The organism is Arthrobacter sp. QXT-31 (assembly GCF_001969265.1).
In the GTDB taxonomy this organism is placed as follows: domain Bacteria; phylum Actinomycetota; class Actinomycetes; order Actinomycetales; family Micrococcaceae; genus Arthrobacter.
Genome location: NZ_CP019304.1, coordinates 211,566 through 233,927 on the forward strand (window position 1 = coordinate 211,566; position 22,362 = coordinate 233,927).

Sequence of the window (22,362 nt, forward strand, 5' to 3'; positions counted from 1 at the left end):
GACCCTCTTGTTGGACGGGAAGCCGTCCCGCCATCGACGGAGAGAACGGCGCCCAGCAGCGGGCACTTGACTATGAGGATAGGAGGCGCCGGAACCAGAAGCATCACGGCCCCGAGGAATCATGTCAAGATGCCCGCCTGGGTTGATTCGTGGAATCATTTGATTTTGCCCGGATGGCGGGCTGCTTCTTGGGGCCTTGCTTGGCGGTGGTCAGGGTCAGGAGCTCTGTGCAGAGGGCCTGGATCTGGCGTTGGATGGCGGCCGGGTTCAGTGGCCGGTTTTCACGTTTCAGGCGGGCTTTGGTGGCTTTGGTGACGGTGCCGGTGTCGGCCAGGACGCGCTGGAACGGGGTGGCGGGCGCGTCGTAGGTCTTGGTGACCTTCGCGCCGGTCCGGACTTTCGCGACGAGTTTTTGCTGGGGTCCGAAGTGGTTGGTCAGCAGCCGCTGGAGCGCCCAGATCCGGTTCAGCAGTTCCAGCTCGCCGGGTGTGTCGTAGCGGTGGTAGCCGACGGTCTGACGGATGACGTGCCAGTTCTTCTGCTCGACATGGGCGCCGTCGTTCTTGTTCCCGGACCGGGACCGGGTGAAGGTCAGTTTCTCCTGCTCACACCAGCGGAAGAGTTCCCAGTTGATGAACTCCGAACCGTTGTCCGAATCGATCCCCAGGATCGGAAACGGGAACGCGGCGGTGGCGTCCTTGATCGCCGCGAAGACCCATTTCTGCGCCTTGTTCCGCACCGACCGGGTCTCCGTCCAACCGGTCGCGATGTCAGTGATATCAAGGGTGAAGCAGAACTCGCCCTGGTTATTGCCGCCCTCGTGGCCGACCAGATCGATCTCCACGAACCCGGGCACCGCATCATCCCACTCGGCCCAGGTCCTCACCGGAATCGAGTCCTTCAGCAGCGTTCCAGGTTTGGTGTGGGACCGGCCGCGGGGCTCCAGTTTCGCCCGGTCGGCCTTGAGCCGGCGGTCGATGGTCGCCGGTGAGATCGTCAGCAGCTGGGCCGCCGTGGCGGCGTCAATGCGGAGCTCTTTAAACCGCCGCAGCCGCGGGACCAGGTCCGGCAAAGCTGCCGCGAGGAGCCGCCCGCAGGGCGTTCCCTGGACCGCCCAGCAGAACCGCAGCGCCTCGGTCACCGGTTCCCCATAGAGCGGCGGCCGAGTCGGCCTGGGCAGCACGGCCCTCAGTACCAGCGCCTGCCGCAGGGCCTTGCGGGCGTGGTCGCGGTGCCATCCCGTCGTCGCGCACAGCTCATCGAGAATCTGCTTCTTCACGGCCCGGTCCGAGCGGGCGTAGCGGGTGGCGATGACCTTCGTGACAGCCCTGCGTTCACTCATCGAAAGCTCCATGGCTCACAGTGCCGACACGGCAAACGCCACCCCGGCGGACACGCCGCTACGCGGGCATTCTCAAATGATTCTTCGAATACCGCTACGCGGGCATCTTTCATGAGTCAACGCGCCCACTTCAACACGTCCCGCTGCCAGTCCAAAATGGCAAGGGGAGTGACCGCTAGGGCGTGTTGCTAAAGCTGGCTCCTAGCCAAGCAAGCGATGCGGCGAGCTGACGGCGGCCAGGAAGTTGCGGGCGGTTTTGTCGGATCTCATGGCGAGGCCGCGCCAGTTTTTGAGCCGGTTGAATCCACGTTCGACGACGTTGCGTCCTTTGTAGGCTTCGCCATCGAACGCTGGCGGCCGACCGCCAGAGGAGCCCTTCCTCTTCCGGTTGGCCGCTTAGTCAGATTTCTCCGGGATGGTGGCCTTGATGCCTCGGTCGGCCAACCAGGTGCGGTTGGCCTTGGAGGTGTACCCCTTGTCTGCAAGGAGCCGGTCCGGGCGGGTGCGCGGTCTTCCCCGTCCCGGGCGTGGAACCCGGATCTGTTCCAACGTGGTGGCCATCATGGTCGTGTCGTTGATGTTGCCGGCGGTCAGCACGGCTGAGAGCATGCGCCCCTTGCCGTCGGTTGCCATGTGAAGCTTGGACGTCAGGCCGCCGCGGGAGCGTCCGATCGCATGATCAGGCGGTTCAAGGCCGAGTTTCATGTAATTCGAGGGCTCCCCCTGTGTGGCGGGGAAGTGTCGCACCGTGCTGGTGGACGCGCACGATCGTGGAGTCAATTGACGCGATCCAGTCGAGGTCGCCGAGGGTGTCGGCACGGGTTTGGACGTGTTCGAGCACCCTGGTCCACGTTCCGTCTTTGGCCCAGCGGTCGAAGTTCTTGAAGACCGTGTTCCAATTCCCGAACCGCTCGGGAAGGTCCCGCCAAGGCGCCCCCGTCCGGAACTTCCACGCCGTTCCCTCCACGACGAGACGGCGGTCCGCGACCGGGCGCCCGTTGCCTTTCCAAGCCGGAAACAACGGTCCGATCACGGCCCATACTTCGTCAGACACCAGAGAACGATTGCGCACCACACCAGACAACCGCATCAGGGCCTAAAAGGGGTTTAGCAACACACCCTAGTACTACAGTCGCGTTTATTCTCTTCGCATCGGCGTTTTAACCGGGTTCAGCAGTGCCGCCGTGTTAATCCTGTCCGGTGGGTGATGATATTTGCGTGGCAGATGTACGGGAATGGGCCGATGGTTTGGTCGAGGTCGGGGAGCTGATCGGGGCGAGGTTCGCCCGGTCCGAGCCGCGGGCGAACGCGGTGGAGTACGTGCGCGGGCTGCTCTCCGAGGAGGAACGGAAGAACTCCTGGACGCTCTCGGAACGGGCCGGGCATCGGGTGCCGGACCGGATGCAGCGGCTGCTCTCAAGCACGGATTGGGACCCGGACGGGTTGCGGGACGATCTGCGGTCTTAGGTGGTGCAGAAGCTCGGGGACCCGGACGGGGTGCTGGTCGTGGATGAGACCGGTTTTCTGAAGAAGGGCCGTCGCTCTGCCGGGGTCGCCCGCCAGTATTCAGGGACCGCGGGGCGGGTGGAGAACTGCCAGATCGGCGTGTTCCTCACCTACGCGACCAAGTACGGGCGGACGTTTCTGGACCGGGAACTCTATCTGCCGAAGGAATGGACGGACGATCCGGACCGCGGCGCGGCTGCCGGCATCCCGGAAAGGCGCGGCTTCAAGACCAAACCGGCACTGGCCATCGACATGATCGAACGCGCCCTGGACGCCGGGGTTCCAGCGAAATGGGCTGCCGGGGATGCCGTGCACGGGCAGTACCACCGGCTGCGCCGCGCCCTGGAGGAACGCGGAATCTACTACGTCCTGGCGGTCCCGGTCTCCCAGCGCGTCGTGGTCAAGGACGGCTCCTTCCTCGGCGTTGAGAAGCGAGCCGACGCAGCGGTCGCGGACCTCGTCCCGACCGCGTGGCGGACCCGCTCAGCCGGCGACGGGTCCAAGGGAATCCGCCATTACGCCTGGGCGAGAGTCAGGATCAACGGCGCCGAAGACGGCCATGCCGAGCACTGGCTGCTGGCCCGGCGCAACCTGGCCACCCCTTCCGAACTCGCGTACTTCATCTGCCACACCCCCAAGCGCGTCGCCCTGGCCGAGATGGCCCGGATCGCCGGGGTCCGCTGGTCGATCGAGGAAACCTTCCAGACCGCCAAGGGCGAAGCCGGCCTGGACCACTACCAGGTCCGCCAGTACACCGGCTGGTACCGCCACATCACCCTGTCCATGCTCGCCCACGCCTTCCTCACCACCGTCAAGGCCAAAAAAGGGGCGCCGGAACCGGACCGGAAGGCCTCGTAGCGCTCTCCCTGCCCGAAATCCGGCACCTCATCACCCGCCTCGCCTGGGCCTGCCTCCCCGACCCTGGGCACGTCCTCAAACGATCGCAGTGGCGCCGAAAACATCAAGCGAACGCCCGCCAGCACCATTACAGAAAACGACAATCACGACAATAAACGCGACTGTAGTACTAGGGCTGCGAAATCCGTGTTATCAAGTTGCTTTCCCTCGTAGTATCTGAACAAGAAACGATGGTTCATTTTGGATCCGGGCCGCAGCCCAGCGGTAATTGCGGTCGACGAGCACGGTTCTGCCGTCACTTCGCTCGACAGAGAGTGGCTCTTGAGTACCGCGGCCTACTCGGCGGCCTTCGCTGCCTTGATCGTGGTGCTCCGCCGAGACCACCGGACCCGGACCCGATTCGGAAACAGGGCATCAAAACCGACGCTCGAATGGTTTTCCTAAAAGCCCACACGTGCTGCGTCGCGCCAGCATGGTTCTGGATCAGGCAGTCTCTGTGGTCCTGATTCAGGTTGACATACTGACCGCGGTTCGGGCGCCCCGCCCCCGTCCCTGCCAGATGCCAGAATCGCCAAGCCACTGTCAACCAGCTGGGAAAGTTCCTAACGGCCACGCAAAAGGTTCAGCGGTTCTTCCCGGGCAGGTTGCCCTTGTGTCGGACACCCACTCGGTAACCCAACCAGAACGCCAGTGTCAGCAGGCCTACAACAATAAGCAAATATCCAGCCCGTGCACCGGTGTCCATCAGGACGAGCTGATCCGATATGAACGTCTGGTCACTTGAAGAAACGTATGCGAACCATCCGATTGGCTCCCGAGGCACCAGAAGGGCCACAATTCCCGCGACCAACGCGGACACTGCAAGGACCGGTGTCAGCAGCAGCTGCCAGCGGCGGAGCGCAGGTCTGTTCGCGTCGTCTTCCCCCAAAGTCATGGCACTACCCTAGCCAATGCGACGACATGGCGACGCCTCGCGGATGGCAAAAGGCCAGTGTCGGTGGGCCCTTTCGGGTGACCTGAGGGGGTCATGCCAGGCAAGTGGCCTTCGCCTCCGGTCCGACTTTACGAAGTCGACGCTGATCCGCAGATGCTGCGCTTCATCAATGAGCTGGGCCTCGCCCCCGACACGTAGCTAAACGTCAGGGAACACCGCCCTTATGCAGATGTGACCACCATCCGGCCGCACGAACCCGACCGGGACACCAATCTGGGCGCGTCCGCCTCGCCAGCCATTTGGGTTGTCGGCGTATAGCCCGACCCAGCAGAGAGCCGCGCCGTCGTGTCCTAATCCGGCGATCATGTGCCGTCTCCAAAACCGGTCGTGTCATCGCCGGGCTGCCGGCGGCCAATCTTTCAGGCACAGCCGTCCTCCGCCCAGCCAAAAGGGTTCCATTATGGCGGTTCATTCGAGAGGGCCTGCCGGTCCGTAGAGGACCGGCAGGCAGCGGGAAGGCTGTCTTCCAGCAGTTCTAATCGTCGTCATCGCAGCAATCATCACAGCAATCGTCGCCGCGACAACCGTGCTCACAGCAGTCGTCGCCGCAGCATCCGGTGTTCATCCAGCTCACCTCCTCCCCTTTGTCGACGTGGACGTCACTAAAGGTCTTGCCCGACGGGCCGGTGACGTTGATGATGCGCGTCCGGTCCGGGTCCTCGGCCTCAAGGGCGGTTCTGCCATTCTGCTCACGTCAGGCTGGACGGAAACGTCTGGGTTTGTGAGGATTCAAGGCGCTCCTGCAATTCTGGGTGGTTGGTGCCGGTCGCGGAATCGGTGCGCGGAGTCATCACATGAATCGCCCGCCAAACGCGGCCGCCGTGGGAACCGAGGACTGAACGTCAAGGACAGGAAAAAGGGCGCAACAGATACCGTTTCAGGTTCTTCGTTCTCCTATGTAGGATAGTATCGCCGTTATCCTATGCAGGATAGTACTCCGCGCGCGGGGTGCCATGCCTATAGGAAGTAAGTACGCCGGCACCCGAATCGAGAATTATTGCGAAGGATCCTGCATGCGTATGCACAATGACCCCACTGAAATGACGGCCATGGAATCGGCCATTCCCCAGTGGCTGACGCCCGTCGCTTGGTTTTTTGTCACACTGGGTATTCTCTCGGCCGCTGTTGTTCTTTATGACGTATACGTGCGCCGTTACCGCCAAAGCGAACGCACGATGGAGGCGGTGTGGCCCATTACGGCCCTGTACCTCGGCCCCTACGCTCTGTGGGCCTACTACCGTGTGGGCCGCGCTGGCAGCCCGAAATGGCAGCAGGAGAACGCGGCGCTTCCTGAACAACGCCTGTCGTTGAAGGCGCTGGCCGGCGGAACTCCCGGCGGAGCAGCGGCCACGGTAGCGCACTTCGTTGGCGTTCCGCTGGTGATCGCCAGCGGCCTCACCATCGCCGGAACGAACCTGTGGGTTTTGATCATCTTCATTGCCCTGCTTGCGATCGCGATCCTGTTCTTCTTCGAACGTTTTGCCTCCCCTGTCTGGAAGGGTGGGTCTCAGTCCGGGAAAAGCGCAGGGGCTGCCTTCCTGGCGGCGACGGTGACAGTGCTGGCCTTTGACATCGGCATGGGCGGATGGATGATTTTCCTCCATTTCGGGATGCTCATGCCCGCGCCTACCGACGTGAATTTCTTTTTCCTGATGCAGATCGGAAACATCCTCGGCTTCGCTACCGCCTACCCGGCCGTTCGATGGCTGATTCGGCGGAGAAGCGAGGGACCGGCCCGTGAGACAGCCATTCCCGCATTCAGCGGACGCGCTAACTGATCGACCATCAGGGGCGTGTGCTCCCGGGCTGGCTAACATGAATACGAGGGCGGGAAAAGGGGTTTCTCCTCTCCGCTCAACCCGTCGATCACGCCGAAAACCAGTTCACATGACGTTCCTGATTCGCCGACGGCCAGCACCGTAGAACGAACGTCTCAGGGCCTTGACACCCGAAGGATTCCCAATGCCGCTTCCATCCGCAGTCCCGCCGGAGGGCGCCGAACCGGTTATTCCCCGGCTCCCGGCCGGATATCTATGGCTTGGTTCCGTTGCTGTTGTTATCCTCACTGCACTGATTTTTTTCGGTATTGGCTGGTCGTCCGCCACGCCACGGCCCGTGTCGGATACGGGCGCGGACGCCGGGTTCGCCCGGGACATGCAGGAACACCACGCGCAGGCTGTCGAGATGGCCCTGCTCATCCGTGACAAGTCCAGTAACGAGGAGATCCGGGCTATCGCTTACGACGTTGCCACCAGCCAGCAGCACCAGAAGGGGCAGATGTACGCCTGGCTGCAGGACTGGGGACTGTCGCAGGCGCGCCCGATCCCGCCTATGGCGTGGATGGAGTCAGAGTCCGGCGGTCATGGAAGCGCTTCGCCGCATGCCGCGCAGAGCGGCAGCGGCGGCGCTGACGGCGCGATGGAGGGCATGGCCACCCCTGAACAGATGCAGGCGCTGCGCAGGTCCTCCGGCGCCGAGGCGGACCGGCTGTTCACCGACCTGATGATCCGCCACCACCAGGGCGGCGTCGCCATGGCCTCTGCCGGGGTACGCCTGGCCGAGACCTCCACGGTACGGGATTTCGCGGCCCTGGTCGTGGACGCCCAGACCGCGGAAATCACCGCCCTCCAAGAGCTGCGCCGCAGCCTCTGACCGCCCTAAGGAAAGCGAGAACACAGATGCCGTCACCCAGGATGAGCGCCGAGGAACGAAAAGCCCTTGTCAAGGCAATGCAGGCAAAAAAACGTGCGGCCGATAGGCGCAAGGCCTGGTTGATCTATGGCACCGGCGGCGTCGTCGTCGCCTCCATCATCGCTGCCACGGCTTTCGTCGTCGTCGGCGAGGTCCAGAAACAGGAGACCGCCAAGGCTGAGGCCGCCCGGCCGGTGGAAGGCGTCCAGGACTTTCCCGACCAGTCGAGGAACCATACCCGCGAAGCCGTCAGCTACCCCCGAAACCCGCCCACGGGCGGCGACCATGCACCGGTCTGGACGAACTGCGGCATCTACACCACCCCGGTCGAAGCGACCCGGGCGGTGCATTCCCTTGAACACGGGGCCGTCTGGCTTTCCTACCGGCCGGACCTCCCCAAGGACCAGGTTGCCGAACTGACCTCGCTGGCCGGCGCCCAGGATTACCTCCTGCTCAGCCCGGTCACCGACCAGACCTCGCGTGTTACCGCAACCGCCTGGGGAAAACAGCTCTCGGTGGACAGCAGCAGCGACGAACGCATCGCCACCTTCATCAAAAAATACCGGCAAGGCCCCCAGACCCCGGAACCCGGCGCCGTCTGCACCGGGGGTGTCCAGGGCTGAGTGCGTGGCACTGAACGCCGGCAAAGATGGCAGATCCGCAGGCTCTGCGTCTGGTGCGTCTGGTGCGTCTGACCAACGTCGCGGTTCCGCGGTTGTGAAATCCACACCCGAGCGGCCCCGGAGACGATAGGGACTTCGAGGAGAACGCTTATCAGCACATCCGGCCGTCTTCGCGGCGGGATGTGCTTGTTTCCGAGGGGGCAGGCTATGGCACCTCTATCATCCGAGCGGGCGTCCCTCCGCCGGGCCTGCGGCCTCCCGACGCCTACTGGCCCTGCGCCATCAGTCCCATGAGAACGACCAGGTGTCCGGACGATGCATAAGGTCCCTTGCACCTCCTGTCCCCGACACCATCGAAAGAGGTGCACACGAAGCCGGCATCCGGGATGGGCGCCAGCCGCACCTACGGGAGCAAGGTGCCAGCCAGGGCTTGCTTCGGGAGCAAAGTAGTCCCGAAGCAAGCCCCATCGCAGGCTCCTGAAGGGTGGGAAAGAACCCTAGGGAGTCACGGCGTCAGGACTGGTTGTGCATGGCGAAATTGGCTCCGCCGTCCTTGGAGACCAGGACGCCCTCCCCCGTGGCGGCCCAGATGTTGAGCTGACCGTCGGCTGCCTTGGTCGTGGTGATGGCCTGGACCTCCCCGTCTACAGTGCCTTTACGGGTCCACGTCACGCCGCCATCCGCGGAGTAGTGGACTGCTCCGGAGGGTTCGATTCCGATCGCATCGGCGTTGTTGGCGAAGGCGGCGAACTGGATAAGCGGGGCCGAAGGCACCAGTTGCCACGTCTTGCCGCCGTCGGTGGACCGCTGCGGTCCTTGCTCCGTGGTGGCCAGGACTGTGTCGCTGCCGGGGTGTCCTGCCAGCACGGCCGGCTGGAACTTGGCGGTGGACGTGTCCCAGGTTTTCCCGTCCGGGCTGGTGCGGAGAACTCCGTCAAAGGCCACGATGCCACTGTTGGTCATGGTCATGGCGTGGAAGTCGGACTCACCCTGGCGCGAGAGCTGCTCCCAGGTCTTGCCGCCGTCACCGGACCGGATCAGGCCCACTGGATTCGGAAGGGTCGAGCCCTTGCCGGGATGACCGGAGGCGTAGAAGATTCCCGGATCTTCCGAGGGCGAGAAACCCATCAGGTCAATGGTCGGGCTGAGCTTGACGGCCGGCTTAGCCGTGACGTCGAAGAGGCCGTCGTGAGTGGCGATCATGATCTTGCCCGTCGGTTCGTCAACGGCGATTCCGTGGATGTGGGCGGACGGGTAGTCCTCGGCCGGTGTGGAAGAAGATGATTCACTCGGGGCTGCTGGCGCGGCACAGGCGGACAGCGCTAGCAGAAGTGCTGCGGCCGCCGCCGGGATTCCGGCGAATCGGATGGTGCATAAACGGGCGGGGGACGGCATGGAGGCTCCTGGAGGTAATTGTCATTGCATAAAGACGACGCATGGCCGGAACTGCGGAACGGATCCCGCAGAGGGCGTCGGCGCCCTGGGCCTTATGGAACTTCTTCTGTGCCCTCCGCGCCCCTGACGCCGGACGGGCTGAGCGGGAAGGGAAGCTGCGGCCGTTCTTTCCGGCCCTTGGAACCCCCGGTTATCCGGCCGGTCGCCGGGGGTGGCTCGGCTTTGATTCTGGTGCATAAGGTTTCAGCGGCTTCCTTGTGCCATACGGCTTTCGGATTCTTTTTCGTTTTGGAATCCGGTCGTCGCCGCGGTTTTGAAGGCGTTCAGGCGGGCGGAATTGACGACAACGCTGATGCTCGAGAGGGCCATGGCCACTCCGGCGACCATCGGAGACAGCAGGCCTCCCGTCACTGGATACAGCAGACCTGCCGCCAGCGGGATCGCGGCGGTGTTGTAGCCGAAGGCGAGCACAAGATTCTGTTTGATGTTCCGCATGGTGGCCCGGGAGAGCGCAATGGTGGTGATCAGCCCGGATAGTTCGCCGGACATGAGCGTGACGTCGGCGGCTTCGATGGCCACGTCGGTTCCGGTTCCCATGGCTATGCCGACGTCGGCCTGGGCCAGGGCGGGGGCGTCGTTGATGCCGTCGCCCACCATCGCCACCAGTTTCCCTTCATCCTGGAGAGAACGGATTGCCGCTGACTTGTCCGCCGGCAGCACATCCGCGAGCACGCGGCTGATGCCGGTCTGGCGAGCGATGGCCTCCGCTGTCGCCTTGTTGTCGCCGGTGATCATGACCACTTCGAGCCCGCGTTGCTGTAGCTGGGCGACGGCGGCCGCCGAGCCGGGCTTGAGGGTGTCTGCCACTGCGAGGATGCCGGCGGGTTTTCCGTCGACGGCAACGTACATGGGTGTTTTCCCGTCCCTGGCTAATCGTTCCGCCTCGGACTCCAGCCCGGAAGTGGGGATGCCGGCGTCGGCTAGGAGCCGGACGTTCCCGATCAGCACCTCATGGTTGTCCACTGTTGCCCGGATCCCTTTGCCGGTGATCGAGTCGAAGGCTGTTGCCTGCGGAAGGCGGTTTCCTTTTTTGCGGGCACCGGCGACGATGGCCGCAGCGAGGGGATGTTCGCTGTCCGCTTCCGCCGCCCCGGCCAGGCGCAGGAGGTCTTCGGCGTCGTACCCGGGGGCCGGGACGGTGTCGGTGAGTGCGGGTTTACCGCGGGTCAGAGTCCCCGTTTTATCCAGCACGACAGTGTTGAGCTTGTCCACCGTTTCCAGGGCGGCGGCATCCTTGACGAGCACGCCCAGGGAGGCGCCCTTGCCGGTGGCAACCATGATCGACAGGGGCGTCGCGAGTCCGAGCGCGCACGGGCAGGCAATGATGAGGACACTGACGGCCGCGACCACGGCCAGCGACAGGGAATCCCCTACCGTGAACCACAGAACGAAGGTGGCGATCGCGATGAAGACCACGGCGGGCACGAAGTATCCCGAGACGGCGTCGGCCAGGCGCTGGATGGGTGCCTTCGAGCTCTGCGCCTCCTGGACCAGCCGGATGATCTGGGCCAGCGCGGTGTCCGCCCCGACGCGGGTGGCGCGCATGGTGAAGGCCCCCGTGCCGTTGACGGTCGCGCCGATGACGGTGTCGCCGGCCTGCTTGGTCACCGGCAGGCTCTCACCGGTGACCATGGATTCGTCCACCGTGGAGCGGCCCTGGATGATCTCGCCGTCGACGGGGATCTTTTCACCCGGCCGGACCCGGATCTCGTCGCCCGGCCGGACTTCTTCGACCGCCGTCTCGATTTCTTGTCCGTCCCGGATCACCCGGGCGGTTGCGGGAGTGAGGGCTATCAGGGCCCGGATGGCGTTGCCGGTGCCGGCGCGCGCCCTGGCCTCCACGAGCCGGCCCAGGAGGATCACCGTGATGATGAAGGACACGACCTCGTAGTAGACGTCGCGGACATCGGCGGGCAGGACCTGCGGGGCGAAGGTCACGACGAGGCTGTAAGCGAAGGCGGCGGTGGTGCCGAGGGTGATGAGGCTGTTCATTTCCGCCGAACGGTTGGCGAGGGCGTGCCAGCCGATTCTGTGTACCGGCCACCCGACGACGAGCATGACCGGCAGAGTCAGCAGCAGCTGCATCAGCGGACTTTGCAGGGCATCCGGCACATACCGGTCGTCGATGAAGTACGGCCCCATTGCCCCGTACAGGACCGGCAGGGTGAGCAGTGTTCCCAGGCCCACGCGCCAGCGCAGATCGCGCAGTTCGGCTTCCCGGGACTTGGCCTCCGCGTCCTCGGTGTCCGTCGAGCCTGGCTGTGCCCGCAGCCGGGCCGGAAAGCCTGTGGCTTCGGTGACGGCGCGTTCGAGGGCCGGAACGTCCGACTGTTGCGGGTCGTAGAGAATCACGGCCCGCTCGGCGCCGAAATTGATGGTGGCGCTGTCCACGCCGGGGATCCGCCGGAGCACCGCCTCGGCCCGGCCCGTGTCTATCGGCAGGCTGCGCAGGGCGCCGGGAAGCATGAATTCGGCCCGTTCGGGCCGGCCCTGCTGCTCAACCATGGGCCCCACACCGACCGCCCGTGCCGTCTCCCCGCCCCGGTTCCGAGGGACCGACGGCTCGGACACCGGAACGGGATTGCCGCCGGCAGGCATCGGGTCCGCGGCCGCACGCCGCTCCTCCGTGATGTCGCCACGGTGCCCGTCGTCCGCTGTACCGTCAGCCGGTTCCACGGTCAGCCTGCCGTGGAGCATGTTCATGCCGCACGCCCAGGGATACTCGCCCGGTTCGTCAACGGTAAGGTCCAAAGCCGTCGTGTCGAAGGCCGCCAGAGAGACGCTTTTGCGCAGATCCGGGAAAACGACACGGCTGGTGCAGTCGCTGTTGTCCTGCCGGTCGAAACGAAGCTGCACGGGAACCCCGGCGGTGACGCGCACAAGGTCCGGCGAATATCCGCCCCGGACCGTAATGTCGACGACCTGCACACCTTCCCGGTACTCCGCCGAAGCGGCCCTGCGTGGAGCAAAGAAGTACCAGGCGAGAAAGCCGATCAGGACGGCGCCCGCCAGAATCACAACAATATCGACAAGATCCATCTGTGCCGTTCCCCTCTACTGGTACCGTTGCCCGCTTACCCAGGCCGACCCTGCGCTGTACGGCGACGTCCGGGCCATTTCAGCGGGCGGGCGGAAACGCGGGGTACTGAGGCAGGAACCCGGCCGCCGGCGGGTTGCACACGTTATTTCTCCAATACTATCCTGCTTAGTATAGTATCCTGCTGAGCCGCGGGCGCTTCAGAGCCACCATTGGGCGTCGCCCTTCCGCCATGTGCCCGTCGGCGGGGGTGCCAGGGGTGCTGATGGGATTCGAGGTCCCGGACTACCTGAGCCGGCTTCGGTCGGGCCCCGGGGCTGCTCTGCCCGCCAAGCGGTGCTGGCCGCTCATGCGGTCATGATGAATATCGTCGGTTGCCTGCATTTATTCCTAACACCCTGGCCCATGTTCCACGGGTGTCGTACCGCCATGCCGGGACCGGTGCCTGAGCGATTCGGTTGATGGCGGGTTGCTGCACCTCACGGGATCCTTCGGGGGCAACTGCGGAGCCTAAACCCGCCTAGTCCGGACCGTACCTTCCTTGCGGGCCAGCCTTCAGCCCGAGCCGGCGTCAGTGCCCGGACGTGCCGATGAAGACGGGAAGAAAGCGGAAGAAGAGGGTGGCGATGACGGCCACGTACAGAAGCGCCACCAGCATCCATCCGGTTTCCCCGATCAGTCGGGTGGTGCGCTCCGGCAGCTTGATGACCCCTGAGGTGATGTTTCTGACGGTGACCCAGACAAAGAGGGGGATCATCATGGCCCAGACCACCATGCAGTAGGGGCAGAGGATGCCGATTACATACAGAGCCTGGTACCACAGCCAGCCTACGAAGGCCATTCCGAGCGTCACGCCGACCTGCAGGCCGATCCAGTACCAGCGAGCGAGGACTGCCCCGGAGAGCAGGGCCATGCCGGTGGTGATGATCACGGCGAAAGCCGCGATGCCAATGAACATGTTGGGGAAGCCAAAGAGAGAACTCTGCCAGGTCTTCATCACTTCACCGCAGGAGATCCAGGGATTGATGTCACAGCTGGTGATGTGGTTGGGGTCCATCAGGGCCTCGAGTTTTTCGAGGGCCAGGATCCCGGAAGCGATCCAGCCGATGGTACCCGTGATCACCAGCAGCAGGCCAAGAGGCTTATCACGCGTGGTGGCGGGTACATCCCGATGTGCCGCATCGGGGTTCTGGGCTGCCTGGTCCATGGCTGACGAATGCTGTTCGGTTGTTCGCATCATGAAGTTGCGGTCCTTTGGCTCGGAGGATTCTAGCGGGGGTCGTTCCAGCGGCGCCGGGCCCGCTCCGCGACGAGATTACATGACCGTGTTGGCGCCGGCACCGGGCCAGCGTCAGGCCGAGAGCCGATGCACCCAGGAACAGGCCCAGAGGGGCCCCAAAAATCATCCCCCAGGCGGCGTCGGCGGAGTCTGATGGCGCGGGGACCGCTGCTGGCCCAGCCGAAGCGGCTTCTCTTTTCGGGACGGTGACAAATGAGGGAGCTGAGTCTGATGGATCGGGCTGACCCGCGACGGTCTTTTCGTTTCCGGTCCCGTGGATTCATGAGCGCCTGCCCGGAGAGCTCTCGGAGTTCCGGATGAGGTTGCGGATGGTGATGTCCGGGTGGGAATCGACCAGGCGGTCCTCGGCCTCGGCGTCCTCCCCTTCACTGTCGGTCCTCAGGGGCATGGCGCGGCCCCCGAATCGCGCCTGCAGGACGGCCGTGGCTGCATTGCGCTGCTTTTGGAAGAACAGGTAGCTGATGGCGAAGGAAATCAGCCCCCCGAAGACGACGGCCAGCAGCCATCCCAGCTGCAGGAAGACGAACAGGGCAAACAGCGGAACGAAGAGCGCAAGCCGGATCAGGAAGTATTTCACGACAGCCACATCCAGTACTATAGCGGATAGTAATAGCGGGCCTGTAGGTCCCCCATGACTTGCAGGAGCACAATGAGTCCCGGTGAATTCTTCGCACAGACTGCCCTGTCCGGCGCACTCCTGATCGCGATTCCTTTGGCCGTTATTGCCGGGATCGTCTCTTTCATCTCGCCTTGCGTACTGCCGTTGGTTCCGGGCTATCTGGGCTACGTTGCGGGTCTGGCCGGCACTGATGACACCCGTGCCAAGCGTCGGATCGTCATCGGGGTCAGTTTGTTCATTCTCGGCTTCGCGGTGGTTTTTGTGCTTTACGGAGCAGCGTTTGGGGCGGTCGGCGGCTGGCTGGCCCGCTGGCAGGACCTGCTGATCCGGGTTTTGGGCCTGGTGGTCATCGTGATGGGCCTGGTCCTCATCGGGCGTGTCCCGTTCCTGCAGCGGACGGTGAAACTGCCGTGGAAGCCGTCATCCGGGATTGCCGGCGCACCTTTCCTGGGTGTTGTCTTCGGCCTGGGCTGGACACCGTGCATCGGACCCACGCTCAGCGCCGTACTGGCTCTGAGTACGGCCAGTGGCTCTGCATGGCGTGGCGCCCTGCTTGCCTTCGCCTACTGCGTCGGCCTCGGAATCCCGTTTCTCATGGTGGCACTCGGAGTCAACTGGGTCAGCGGAGCGGTCTCGTTCATCAGGCGGCACATTCGTAAGTTCAACATCGGCGGCGGCATCATCCTGGCGGTCCTGGGTCTGCTTATGGTTTCCGGCGTCTGGACGCAGTGGATTTACCAACTCCAGAATCTGATCGGGACCTTCGCAACACCGGTCTGAGCCCTGCGGGCGAATCGCAGCAAACGCTGACTCACGCAGCAGTGGAATCTGCCCTGGGACCGCTTCGGGCCGCCCGGCTGCTACCCCTCGCCGGCGGGATGCACACCAGCCGCTTCTCCGCTACTATCGTAGATAGTAGTATTGTGGTGTACCTGTAGTTCGAGAGAAAGTGTGATCGACATGATGGGTTACGGCGACGGAATGATGGGCGGCTGGAGCGGAAACTCCATGATGGGCGGCTGGTCCCTAGCATGGAGCATTCTGGCCCTGATACTGGTACTCGCCGCCGTGGCGTCCGTGGCACTACTGGTCGCCTGGCTAGTCCGACGAGGTCCCGTCACACAGGGCGGGGTCCTGCGCGGCGGGCAGGAGGCCGGCGAGATCCTGCGCCGGCGCTTCGCGGCGGGCGAGATCGATGACGAAGAGTACAGGCGGCGCCTGACCGTGCTGGACGGTCCGTAGTACCCGGCTGCGGGCGGGGCTTTGGGTTCGGCGGGCTGAACCCTCGACGACTGCAGCGCGCATGTACTACTATATAGCTTAGTAGACTTGGCCGGTTGTCCCCTGGACCCCTTTCAGGGTCCTGCCGACCAGGCCGTCCCTGGCGATCACAGGACCGGGGCGACTGACCCAATAATCGTCTTCACCGATCACTGACACAAGGAGCGCAACAATGGAACAGATTTTCTACGGACTGGCAGTTTTGGCTTGCCCCCTTGGCATGGGTGCGATGATGTGGCTGATGATGCGTTCGGGCAAGAAAGCGTCCGCAGATGCCGCCCCTACGGAAGCGTCTGCGGCAGAGCTCGCCCAGCTGCGCGCCGATCTTGACAGGCTGCGCGCGGGCCAGAACCTCGCCCATGAAAGCGGCACCGCCGCCGACAAGGGAACCCGATGACCGGAACCGTCACCGCCCTCATCGTGTTGCTGCTTTCCCTGGCGGCATCATATTTCTTCTGCGTCAGGCCAATGCGCAAGGGCCACTGTGCCATGGGGCAGCTGGCCTCCGGCACGGGCACGGCCTGCCAGGACCGTGCGGCCATGGAAGAAGCTGCGCGTCTCAAGGCCGAGATTACGGCCCTGCGCACGCAATCGACCCAGCCGGACCCCAAGTAGCCCTGCCACCCACGGACCCACCACCAAAAGGTAACTCCATGCCCGGTTGTAAGCCGCGGGGCTCTTCCGGTCTGCCCCCTTCCGCTCAATGCCCCGTTACCGGCACTCTCCCTCCGGTTGACCCTGCGGACAGGCCGGCGGTGCTTCCCCCATGGAAGGGCCGGCAGTGACGTCCTCCCGGCCGGCCGGTGCCTCCAGACGGCGGCTGGCAGGGCAGGGACCGGTCCCTGCGGCCCCGGTGCTGCTCGTCCTGATCGCACTGGCCCTCTCTTTTGTGTGTGCCACGAACTTTTCACCGTCCGGCCCTGTATTCCCGGCCGTACCGGCCTTTGCGGCAGCCCCTCTTCCAGGTGTTCAGGAAGCGGCGGCGGCGCAGGCCCCGGATGACTCCTGCGCCGCCCCGGCAATCCAGAGTTCAGCCGCACCAGCTTCAGTTGCCTCCTGCGCGAGTGACGCGCCCGTCCCTGCCAGCGCCCGGGAACAGGCACAACCTGTCCAGCTGGCTGACGCACCGCCGCTCTCCCGCGAGATGCCAGCTCCGGGCACCTTTCCCGGGCCCACGCGGGCTATCCGCACCCGGGCTCCAAGCGCTCCGTCTCTGACGCAACTTTCGATCAGCCGGACATAAAAACCCGCTGTATCCAGGCACCGTCCGCCGTGGCCTTGCTGCCCGCCGACGTTCCTTGGCCTGCCCTGGCCGCCACGTTCATTCCGGCCCGGCGCCGGCTGCCGTCATCTCCCGACGAGTTCCCGCCTGCCCGTCTGCCGCAGGCGCACCCGCCCCTTCCGGAACCCTTCATGGTGCACATCCCGGACCACCCCAAAAGGACACGTTTTCATCATGACCAAGAAACGGCGCAGGCCGGTATCAAAGAGGCCGTCCGAGGCCACCACGAACAATCCCCGCCGGGGACCGGGCCCCGTCGCCGGCCTTCCCGGCGGGTTCGACATAGTCGCAGCGGTCGCGGCCAAGCAAAGTGTGTCCGCCGGCCCACGGCAGGACACGGATAGCACCGTCGAACGCGGCCTTCCGCACTCCCACCCGAAAACCGGACCGCGCCGGGCCCGGGGCATGGGCCCTGTGTCCACGCCGGCTCCGACTCCGCCCTCCCTGCCTCAGGCCGACCCGCCCCTACCCGCGGATGCAGTACCGGATCCCGCCGCAGGCAAGGAGCGCCGCGGATTCTTCGACAGCCTGGATCCGCAGGGGCTGGCGGCGACGCACTGGATCGACACCGACACGTGGGAGGGCCCGACAAGAGTATGGGTGCGCTTCTCCGGCATCAGGGCCGCCAGCGAACCCGGCGCGCCTTCCGAACAATTCGAGACATACGAAGACGTGGATTCCATCACGCCCGGAACCGGCAGGATCGCTGTCACCTCGCGAGTGACCGGGGTCGGCGCGGGAACCTGGAACGTAACATCAGTGCCTGTCGGCGGCGCGGTGAACGCCCCATCGCGCCCGGCCCGCAGGGTGCTTCCAGGAACGGTCCCGCTCTCCTCGACGGTTCACACCCGGTTTGCCGCTCTCGCCCAGGGACCGGGGGTCCATCTCGCCTCGTGGCCGCTGCTGGTGGCTCTGGGTGCCATCCTGGCCGTCGTGCTTCAGGCCATGTTCCTGAGCAGGCAGGGCATCGATCCCGCCGGGCCCGTCTGGCTGACCATCGCGGGAAACACCGTGGGAGGGGTGGGCGCCCGGCTGTGGTGGCTGGCACTGAAATGCCAGCCGCTGACAAATTTTCTTAAGGCAGGTGCCTGCATCCAGGGCTTCATCGCCGGGGCGCTGGCGACCGTCATTATCGGTTCGCTGATCCTTGGCCTGCCGACAGGCCGGATCCTCGATGCCACGGCGGCGGGACTCTTCTTCGGGATGGCGGTGGGGCGGCCCGGCTGCTTTTTCACAGGCTGCTGCGCCGGCCGCCTGACCGACTCACGGTGGGGACTGTGGTCCTCCGACCGCCGCCTGGGACGCCGCAGGCATCCGGTCCAGCTGTATGAGGCATTCCTGGCATTGCTGATCGGCCTCGGGACGCTGCCCTTCATGCTGGCGGCGCCACTGAACTTTCCCGGACTGGTCTTCGTAGCAACCGTCACGGTTTACACTCTCGGCCGGCAGTTGCTGTTCCCGCTCCGCGAGGACCCGAGGACGCGGCGGGGACGGGCACTGACCATCGCCGCGTGCATTCTCATCCTAGCTGCAGCCATCATGCTGGCAGCCGCATCCTGATATCGACCGGCCGTACCTGGCCTCTCTGGCGGGTACGGCTGCGTTCAGGCGGCCGTAGAGATGCCGTCCACCGGACAGGGGGGCATGGTCCCGGCGGCGGCGGCCGGCACAATGGCGAAGAACATCGGCAGGGCCAGGAGCGCGCCCGTTGCCATCGTTGCCACAACAGTCCGGCCCATCCCGAGAGGACGGGCCGGGCCGAGCAGGCGCCGGACCCGGCTCAGCGCCGACTCGCTGCCGGCGCCCAGGGCCGCTGCCGGGGTCACGCTACGCTCCGCCAGGCGGACGAGGGCAGTTGCCACGGTCATGCGGTCACTGCTTGCCGCGGCGTCGTCGTCGGCCATCATTTCCACCAGGCGTCCGAGCGCGGCGCGGGCATCGCGGAACGCCGGGATCCCGGGGAAAGCGTGCAGCAGGGCATCGGTGGCTGCAAGTATGAGGTGGTGGCGCCCGTGCAGGTGGGCGCGTTCGTGGGCGAGCACTGCCTCAACCTGCCGCGGGTCCAGGGCTGCGAGGGCCGCACTCGTCAGAACGATCTGGCTGTTCCGGCCGGGAAGGCAGTACGCGGCCGGTGCCGCGTGCTCGATGACCAGCGCGTCCAGGTTCTCGTGCGGGCTGGCGATCATGGCCAGTGCCTCCAGCTGCCGGATTCTGCTCCGGGCCGCAGCCGTCAGGCCCCTAACCAGGCTGTAGCCGACCCTGGCCATCACGGCGGCAGCGCCCACGAGGCCGGTGGTGCTGACAATGGCGCCGCCCGGGGTGGAATACTGCTCCAGGAGGGCCATCGTGCAGGCCCGGAGGAGCTGCGCCAGATCTGCTGTCCAGGGAATCACCGGAACTGCCAGGGACAGGCCGGCAAGCACGACGGTAGACACCAGGGAGAGGCTCAGAGCCTGCCATGCGGCAATACCCAGCCGCGGGGAGCGCTCCAGCCAGGTGCTGCGCTTCAGCACCATCGGCCCAAACACGGCCAGCACTGCGGCGAGGAGGATCAGAACGACCGGGGCAATCATTGGGCGTTTCCGCCCGGGACGTGCTCACCCAGCGCCTGGCGCAGGCGGGCTACTTCGTCAGCGGGTATTTGCTCCAGGAAGTGGAGCAGAGTCACCTGCCGGTCAGTACTGCCGGCCAGGACCTCGCCCATGAAGGCGGCGGTGTGCTGTTCGCGGGTCTGCGCCGGACGGTAAAGGTAGGCCCGGCCCTCCTTCTCGCGAGTGAGCACACCTTTGCGATGCAGGTTGTCCATGACCGTCATGACGGTCGTATAGGCCAGGGTCCTGTCGCGCTGGAGGTCTTCCAGGACCTCACGCACGGCAACAGGATGGTCCCAGGCCCACACCCGGTCCATGACCAACTTTTCCAGTTCTCCGAGCTGACGCACCACAGGACGAGCCTTTCCTAGTTCGGCCGGAGCGGCCGCGCTGAACTACCCTCCATAGTATCCCAGAGGAGCGCCGGGGCGCGTTCCTGGCGGCCCGCGGCCTCAACCCGCCCCGCGGACGCGCCTGCCCGGCCAGCGTGTCGATCTTCTCAATCGCAGGACGGGATGGCGGGGACCCGGACGGCCCGGTGGGCCTTGAACCCCGGTGCCGTTGTCAGTGACCGCCGGTGGGGCTCCACTGCTGGTTGCTCCCCGCTCCGCAGGCTCGATTGGGATTCTGCTTGCCAGGTTCCGCTTTGGCTGAGAGTTGTTTAACGTACGGGGGGCGGGGTGTGTGAGAGGTGGCGGCGGAGCTTCTTTTCCGACAGCCGCCCGTAGCTGAACAGCTCCCCGTTGATCAGAATGCCTGGTGCGAACACGACCCCGGCCCGGCCTGCAAGTTCACGCCCCTCTTCGGTCTCGAGGCTGACCTCCCGGATGTCGAGGGAGTGGTCTTCGCTCAGACCGGAGAGGACCGTCTTGGCCTGCTCGCAGGAGGCGCACGAGGCCTGGGTCAGGATGGTGATGTCTGTCATGTGCTGCCCGTCCGTCATTTGGTTGTCTTGCCGTTCAGGAGGTCCGAGAGGAGTTTGTTGACCGGGACGTACATGGTGTAGTCCGGGGCTCCCCCGTAGTCCGCGCGCCACTGGATGGTTCCGTCCGGGCCGACCAGTATGAAGCTGTGTCCGTTGCGGGAGTCGCCCATCATGCCGTACTTGTTGGCCTCGTACGTGCGGGAGATGTCCAGTCGGGTGTCGGCCAGGGCGATGGCGGATAGATTGTCATCGTCCATCTTCTGGGCGATGAGGTTGACCGGTCCGCTGGTGATGGTCAGCAACTGATCGATCCCGGCTGCTTTCAGCTGCGGCCGGGCCGCGTCCAGGTCGCGGATCTGGTCCCAGCACGGCTGGCAACCGAGGCCTTCATGGAAGTACAGCAGGACTGACTTGCCGCGGTAGTCGCTCAGTTTCACGGTGCTGCCGGAGGTTGAGGGCAGCGAGAAGCCCGGGGCCTGGGCGCCCGGTCCTGGGCTGCCGATCGCGTAGCCGGCAGCGGAGGACTGAGCGGGCCCGCCGGTGGTGGCAGGCGGCTGGTTGGTGGTGATGAGAAGAATGACGGCGGCCAGGACCGCCACGATGCTGGCGGCAATGCCACCCCAGAGCAGGCCCCGACGCTTCGGACGGTCCTTCCGGTTGCTGACGGGGTGGGGGTTGGTTTTTGTTGGGGCCATTAGTGGGTCTCCTTTAGATCTGCGGGGTTTTCCCCATCACGGGATGATGTCTGTGCTGCCGGTCGCGCCGGTTGGTTCTGTGCTGAGTCGGTCGGGCACGCGGTGCAGGATTCGGCCGGGGCTGTATCGCCTGCAGCCGGGTCGGCTGCCGGTTGCCGGCGCCGGATGGCTTTCCAGACCAGAACCCCGAGAACGGTGAAGACCGCGGCGGCGGAGAGCCAGCCGGGCACGAACGCAAGGAACTCTTCGATGTTGGATGCTGCGTGATTGAGGGCGGCGGTGACTTCCACCTGCCACCCGTCCGGAGCCATGCCCGGTCCCTGGATGGCGATGACGATGGTGATCAGGCCCATGCCGATCATCAGGACGCCCGAGAGCAGTGTCACCAGCGGCACACGCCTGCCCGCGCCCGGCCACAGCGGGACCGTCCGGGCCGAGAGCAGCCGGCTCGCGCCCCAGTTCTTTTTGTCCCACACCATGGCAAGGACACACAGCGGGGCCACCATGCCGAAGACATAGGCAATACCGACAGCCAAGGCGGCCGGGAAGGAAGATGCGGCGCCGGACAGCGCGGCGACGCCGGCCAGGACCGGCGCGCAGCAGGCACTGGCGGCGCCGGAGAACACGCCCAGCCCGTACACCGAACCGATGCCGGTGCCGCCGCCGCGTCCCGAGGGCATCGGCAGCATCATCTTCCAGCCCGCCAGAGTCGCGGCCCCGACGGCGATCATCGCCAGCCCGACCGCGCTGAAGATCCAGACGTGGTAACCGAACAGCATCCGGCTGATGACGGCCGCGCCCAAAGCGATGGGTAGAATTATTGTTCCTACCCCGGCGGCAAAAACAAGTGTCATGGCCAGAATCCGGCTGCGGCGGCGGAAGCTGGAGGCGAAGAACGCCGGAAGCATGACCGAGACGCAGCACGGCGCCATCAACGCCACGATGCCGCCGAGGAACGACGCCAGGATGGTTGTGGAGAGCAGAACCTGCTCCATGGACCAGCTCCAATCGGGATAGGCGGGCGCGCCCGCTCAATTACTATTGAACATAGTAGCTCATTTACTAGCGGGTATAGTAGAACAGGGTGTTTGATACGCCTCCGGGCACGGCCCAGGCCCAGGTCCGGCGGCGCCCGGCCCCAACGACAGACAGGGAAAAGAAGG

General features: G+C 65.1%; 18 protein-coding genes and 2 pseudogenes. 9 read left to right on the top strand and 11 right to left on the bottom strand.

Going from position 1 to position 22,362, the window contains the following annotated elements:
- Window positions 1-124: 124 nt before the first annotated feature.
- Both BWQ92_RS01060 and BWQ92_RS23105 read right to left on the bottom strand, forming a co-directional pair.
- The gene (locus tag BWQ92_RS01060) at window positions 125-1,342 is read right to left on the bottom strand and encodes an integrase catalytic domain-containing protein (protein ID WP_216639963.1); all 1,218 of its coding nucleotides are present in this window, start codon (window positions 1,340-1,342) and stop codon (window positions 125-127) included.
- A gap of 201 nt (window positions 1,343-1,543) precedes the next feature.
- Window positions 1,544-2,432: pseudogene (locus BWQ92_RS23105) on the bottom strand (IS5 family transposase).
- Window positions 2,433-2,554: 122 nt separating this feature from the next.
- On the opposite strand from BWQ92_RS23105, the pseudogene BWQ92_RS01075 reads away from it, so the two are divergent.
- From BWQ92_RS01075 to BWQ92_RS01095, 4 genes and pseudogenes are all read left to right on the top strand, one after another.
- A pseudogene (locus BWQ92_RS01075) lies at window positions 2,555-3,706 on the top strand (IS701 family transposase).
- Window positions 3,707-5,713: 2,007 nt separating this feature from the next.
- A complete protein-coding gene (locus BWQ92_RS01085; RefSeq protein ID WP_172804232.1) occupies window positions 5,714-6,478 on the top strand; it encodes a DUF4396 domain-containing protein in 765 nt (254 codons plus the stop codon).
- A 184-nt stretch (window positions 6,479-6,662) separates the two neighbouring features.
- Window positions 6,663-7,352, top strand: coding sequence for a DUF305 domain-containing protein (locus tag BWQ92_RS01090; RefSeq protein WP_083706187.1), 690 nt, complete (start codon window positions 6,663-6,665; stop codon window positions 7,350-7,352).
- A gap of 119 nt (window positions 7,353-7,471) precedes the next feature.
- Window positions 7,472-8,014 carry a DUF3105 domain-containing protein gene (locus BWQ92_RS01095; RefSeq protein WP_236783074.1) on the top strand — a complete coding sequence of 181 codons (543 nt, stop codon included), beginning with the start codon at window positions 7,472-7,474 and terminating at the stop codon, window positions 8,012-8,014.
- A gap of 513 nt (window positions 8,015-8,527) precedes the next feature.
- Here BWQ92_RS01095 and BWQ92_RS01100 read toward each other — a convergent pair.
- From BWQ92_RS01100 to BWQ92_RS01115, 4 genes are all read right to left on the bottom strand, one after another.
- Complete coding sequence (locus BWQ92_RS01100; protein ID WP_076797853.1) at window positions 8,528-9,409, bottom strand: F510_1955 family glycosylhydrolase; 882 nt, start codon at window positions 9,407-9,409, stop codon at window positions 8,528-8,530.
- Between the two features lie 243 nt (window positions 9,410-9,652).
- Entirely contained in the window at window positions 9,653-12,508 is a 2,856-nt protein-coding gene (locus BWQ92_RS01105) for a heavy metal translocating P-type ATPase (RefSeq protein ID WP_083706188.1), read from the bottom strand.
- Between the two features lie 569 nt (window positions 12,509-13,077).
- On the bottom strand, window positions 13,078-13,713 hold the full coding sequence (locus BWQ92_RS01110) for a vitamin K epoxide reductase family protein (protein WP_236783179.1): 636 nt from the start codon (window positions 13,711-13,713) through the stop codon (window positions 13,078-13,080).
- A 352-nt stretch (window positions 13,714-14,065) separates the two neighbouring features.
- A complete protein-coding gene (locus BWQ92_RS01115; RefSeq protein WP_076797854.1) occupies window positions 14,066-14,392 on the bottom strand; it encodes a DUF4229 domain-containing protein in 327 nt (108 codons plus the stop codon).
- A 63-nt stretch (window positions 14,393-14,455) separates the two neighbouring features.
- Between BWQ92_RS01115 and BWQ92_RS01120 the strand changes: the two genes are divergently transcribed.
- From BWQ92_RS01120 to BWQ92_RS01140, 5 genes are all read left to right on the top strand, one after another.
- The gene (locus BWQ92_RS01120; RefSeq protein WP_076797855.1) at window positions 14,456-15,205 is read left to right on the top strand and encodes a cytochrome c biogenesis CcdA family protein; all 750 of its coding nucleotides are present in this window, start codon (window positions 14,456-14,458) and stop codon (window positions 15,203-15,205) included.
- Window positions 15,206-15,385: 180 nt separating this feature from the next.
- Entirely contained in the window at window positions 15,386-15,667 is a 282-nt protein-coding gene (locus tag BWQ92_RS01125) for an SHOCT domain-containing protein (RefSeq protein WP_236783180.1), read from the top strand.
- A gap of 211 nt (window positions 15,668-15,878) precedes the next feature.
- Window positions 15,879-16,103 carry a hypothetical protein gene (locus tag BWQ92_RS01130; RefSeq protein ID WP_076797856.1) on the top strand — a complete coding sequence of 75 codons (225 nt, stop codon included), beginning with the start codon at window positions 15,879-15,881 and terminating at the stop codon, window positions 16,101-16,103.
- Window positions 16,100-16,321, top strand: a complete 222-nt coding sequence (locus BWQ92_RS01135; protein ID WP_076797857.1) for a hypothetical protein — start codon at window positions 16,100-16,102, stop codon at window positions 16,319-16,321. Before BWQ92_RS01130 ends, BWQ92_RS01135 begins: the two co-directional genes overlap by 4 nt.
- Window positions 16,322-17,162: 841 nt before the next feature.
- Window positions 17,163-18,548, top strand: a complete 1,386-nt coding sequence (locus tag BWQ92_RS01140) for a prolipoprotein diacylglyceryl transferase family protein (protein ID WP_083706189.1) — start codon at window positions 17,163-17,165, stop codon at window positions 18,546-18,548.
- Between the two features lie 44 nt (window positions 18,549-18,592).
- Here the strand turns inward: BWQ92_RS01140 and BWQ92_RS01145 are convergent, their stop codons facing one another.
- The 5 genes from BWQ92_RS01145 to BWQ92_RS01165 form a co-directional block, all read right to left on the bottom strand.
- A complete protein-coding gene (locus tag BWQ92_RS01145; protein WP_076797858.1) occupies window positions 18,593-19,561 on the bottom strand; it encodes a M56 family metallopeptidase in 969 nt (322 codons plus the stop codon).
- Window positions 19,558-19,932 carry a BlaI/MecI/CopY family transcriptional regulator gene (locus BWQ92_RS01150; RefSeq protein WP_335633091.1) on the bottom strand — a complete coding sequence of 125 codons (375 nt, stop codon included), beginning with the start codon at window positions 19,930-19,932 and terminating at the stop codon, window positions 19,558-19,560. The genes BWQ92_RS01145 and BWQ92_RS01150 overlap by 4 nt, the downstream gene beginning before the upstream one ends.
- Window positions 19,933-20,240: 308 nt before the next feature.
- A complete protein-coding gene (locus BWQ92_RS01155; protein WP_083706417.1) occupies window positions 20,241-20,504 on the bottom strand; it encodes a glutaredoxin family protein in 264 nt (87 codons plus the stop codon).
- Window positions 20,505-20,518: 14 nt separating this feature from the next.
- A complete protein-coding gene (locus BWQ92_RS01160; RefSeq protein ID WP_076797860.1) occupies window positions 20,519-21,199 on the bottom strand; it encodes a peroxiredoxin family protein in 681 nt (226 codons plus the stop codon).
- A complete protein-coding gene (locus tag BWQ92_RS01165; RefSeq protein ID WP_076797861.1) occupies window positions 21,199-22,194 on the bottom strand; it encodes a cytochrome c biogenesis CcdA family protein in 996 nt (331 codons plus the stop codon). The genes BWQ92_RS01160 and BWQ92_RS01165 overlap by 1 nt, the downstream gene beginning before the upstream one ends.
- Window positions 22,195-22,362 lie beyond the last annotated feature (168 nt).